Source organism: Citrobacter sp. wls717 (genome assembly GCF_005280955.1).
Classification (GTDB): Bacteria; Pseudomonadota; Gammaproteobacteria; order Enterobacterales; family Enterobacteriaceae; genus Citrobacter; species Citrobacter werkmanii.
This window is the reverse complement of the sequence record NZ_SZWW01000018.1, coordinates 1-2,536: the sequence shown is the minus strand read 5'-3', so window position 1 is coordinate 2,536 and position 2,536 is coordinate 1. Positions and strand designations below refer to the sequence as shown.

Below are 2,536 nucleotides of genomic sequence, written 5' to 3'. Positions count from 1 at the left end.
TGGACTCAAGTCGATAGTTACCGAAAAGGCGCAGCGGTCGGGCTGAACGGGGGGATCATGCACACAGCCCAGCTTGGAGCGAACAACCTACATCGAACTGAGATGCCTACAGTGTGAGCTATGAGAAAGCGCCACACTTCCCGTAAGGGAAAAAGGCGGACAGGTATCCGGTAAGCGACAAGGTTGGAACAGGAGAGCGCATGAGGGAGCTGCCAGGGGGAAACTCTTGGTATCTTTATAGTCCTGTCGGGTTTCGCCACCACTGATTTGAGCGTCAGATTCTGTGATGCTTGTCAGGGGGGCGGAGCCTATGGAAAACCGGCAACGCCGTGGCCTCTTCTACTGCCTCTCATTGACTCTCCTTTGATGTGCCTGTTCCCTCCGCTCGCCGCAGCCGAACGACCGAGCGCAGCGAGTCAGTGAGCGAGGAAGCGGGATATCTTCGGGCTTTTCCTCGGCACCGTACGCGCCATAGCTGCATTTTTTAATACTATGCAGGATAGGGCTAGCGCCGCAAAGTGACATCCTCTGACGTTCTCTGATTACAAAAGTTAAAGCAGCGGACAGGATGTGCATTTGTAATACCGCGCACACGCGGCACCACAAATGCCTTTTGTCAGGGCTTGCCGCCCCGACACCCTGCCAGCGCCTCACGACCCCGCAATAAATTGCGTGCCCGTTCACCGCTTCTTTCCGTCGTTTGCTGTGGTGTGTTTAAAGTACATGGGAATCGTAGGTCTTCTGTAGGTAACGTGTAGGTGAACTGTAAGTAAAGTGTGGGTGCTGGTTGCTGGCGTGTAGGTGGACTGCAGGTAAAGTGTGAGTACTGCGTCTGCTCTCCGTTTTTTCTTTCAGGTATCAGGCACGACGGCGATGTATACACGGGGTGATACATGCGCGGTGCCAAAGGGTTCCCCTTTGAAACCTGTTGTGGTTCTACGAACCACGGAAGAAAACTGCCTGAAAAAGTCCTTTTCCGGCACATCTGGTGTGAAACCGCCCGCCAGTCACTCTCATGCATAGCCATTCAGCCACGCCAGAATCATCAGGGCCGTTTTTTCTCGATATGGGTATAGAAAGGTGCCGGAAACACGCAGCAGGCCGCAGAAATGCACTGAGGGCCTCTCTGGGGGTGCGGGCAACGGGTGTTATGTTAAATGACCTCTTCATTTCTATTCATTTACTATGAACTTCGATGAAGCTTGCAGTTTTTTTTGTAGTGAAAAGTGCGGTTGTCACTTGCATCTTGGCTTAAAGAACATTATATAAGGGGTGAGGTATATAAAAAATTATATTTTTTTGTTGCCTCTTTCTAAGGCGTGCGTATAATGCCGCACCCTGTAAACGCTCGAATATTTTTTGAGCTGCATCTACTTTTTTACACTCGCAGGACTTATGAGGGGAAATATGCTTCACCGTGTAAGTGAACCGTACGAACTCTTTGCTAAGGACGCTGTTGAGCTAAATATGATTTCACTGAAGTCCAAGCTGATCATTATTCTTACGGAGTTGATCCGTGAGCAGGGGTGGTCACAACGTGTCGCAGCAGAGAAGCTAGGTGTCAGTCAGCCAAGAGTCAGTAATCTTATGAACGGTCAATTTTCAAAATTCGCCATCGATACACTATTGGAGATCTTGTGCCGCATTGGATTCGTTATGGATGTTTCATTTCGACCTCACGACAAAGAGAGTCCAATTGACGTGAAAGTGAAAAAAGCAGTGCTGTGAACACTGCTTTGGTTACCGTCTGATTTATCAGAAGTCTTTTGGAAGCATCTTATACCTTAGCTTGATTGTATCCTCCTCGGACTTTGGTGTGCCATCTGACGTTTTTGAGAATGCATGTAGTACGTAGACTGCTTTTTTACCTACTACGTAAACCATCCGGTAAGCTGGTTTACCATTCTTCACCCACTCGATAACACCTTGTCCGAGGCCATTCATCGCCTTGGTCTTCCGCAAAGGTGACAAGCCATATTGTAAACGGTTTATCTCCACTGCTACTTCATCTTCAAGACTCTTTGGGAACACTTTTTGGCCGGTTAGGCTTTTTTGTGAACCCCCAACATATACTACTGGTTTCATGAACACCTCCTATCAGTGTCGTCGTCGATTCAAAGCGCACATACGCATTTCCTCTGTTGGTTGCTATTACCTGCCCCTCTCTCCTTGAGACGGCAGAATTTCAACTCTGGAGTATAAAGTTTTTTCAGGATGTTCCGATAGTGCTTTTTTATATAAATTTTTGTATATCTTACCGATTGCTTGTTTTTTGAGCGATGTGTGTGTTTTTTGACTTGGTGGTTGTGGTTCTTGTAGGCGTTTCTTGACGGGGTGGCCTGAGAGATTTAGTCTGGTGCGGAAACAAAAAAACCACCCGGCAAGGTGGTTTTTTGAAGGTTCAGTAAACCGGCAAGTTTCTGAACCGAGGTAACTGGCTTGGAGGAGCGCAGTCGCCAAAACTTGTTCTTTCAGTTTAGCCCTATCCGGCGCATAACTTCAAGACTCTCTCCTCTAAATCAGTTACCAATGGCTG

General features: G+C 47.9%; 2 protein-coding genes. One reads left to right on the top strand and one right to left on the bottom strand.

From position 1 onward, the window contains the following. Positions 1-1,407 precede the first annotated feature (1,407 nt). Entirely contained in the window at positions 1,408-1,728 is a 321-nt protein-coding gene (locus FDX09_RS13595) for a helix-turn-helix transcriptional regulator (RefSeq protein ID WP_057696258.1), read from the top strand. Positions 1,729-1,755: 27 nt separating this feature from the next. Here the strand turns inward: FDX09_RS13595 and FDX09_RS13590 are convergent, their stop codons facing one another. Further along, positions 1,756-2,085, bottom strand: a complete 330-nt coding sequence (locus FDX09_RS13590) for a type II toxin-antitoxin system RelE/ParE family toxin (protein WP_057696255.1) — start codon at positions 2,083-2,085, stop codon at positions 1,756-1,758. Positions 2,086-2,536 lie beyond the last annotated feature (451 nt).

Excerpts from the sequence above, each read along its gene's own strand:
- FDX09_RS13590 (WP_057696255.1), bottom strand. The coding sequence starts at position 2,085 with ATGAAACCAGTAGTATATGTTGGGGGTTCACAAAAAAGCCTAACCGGC.
- FDX09_RS13595 (WP_057696258.1), top strand. The coding sequence starts at position 1,408 with ATGCTTCACCGTGTAAGTGAACCGTACGAACTCTTTGCTAAGGACGCT.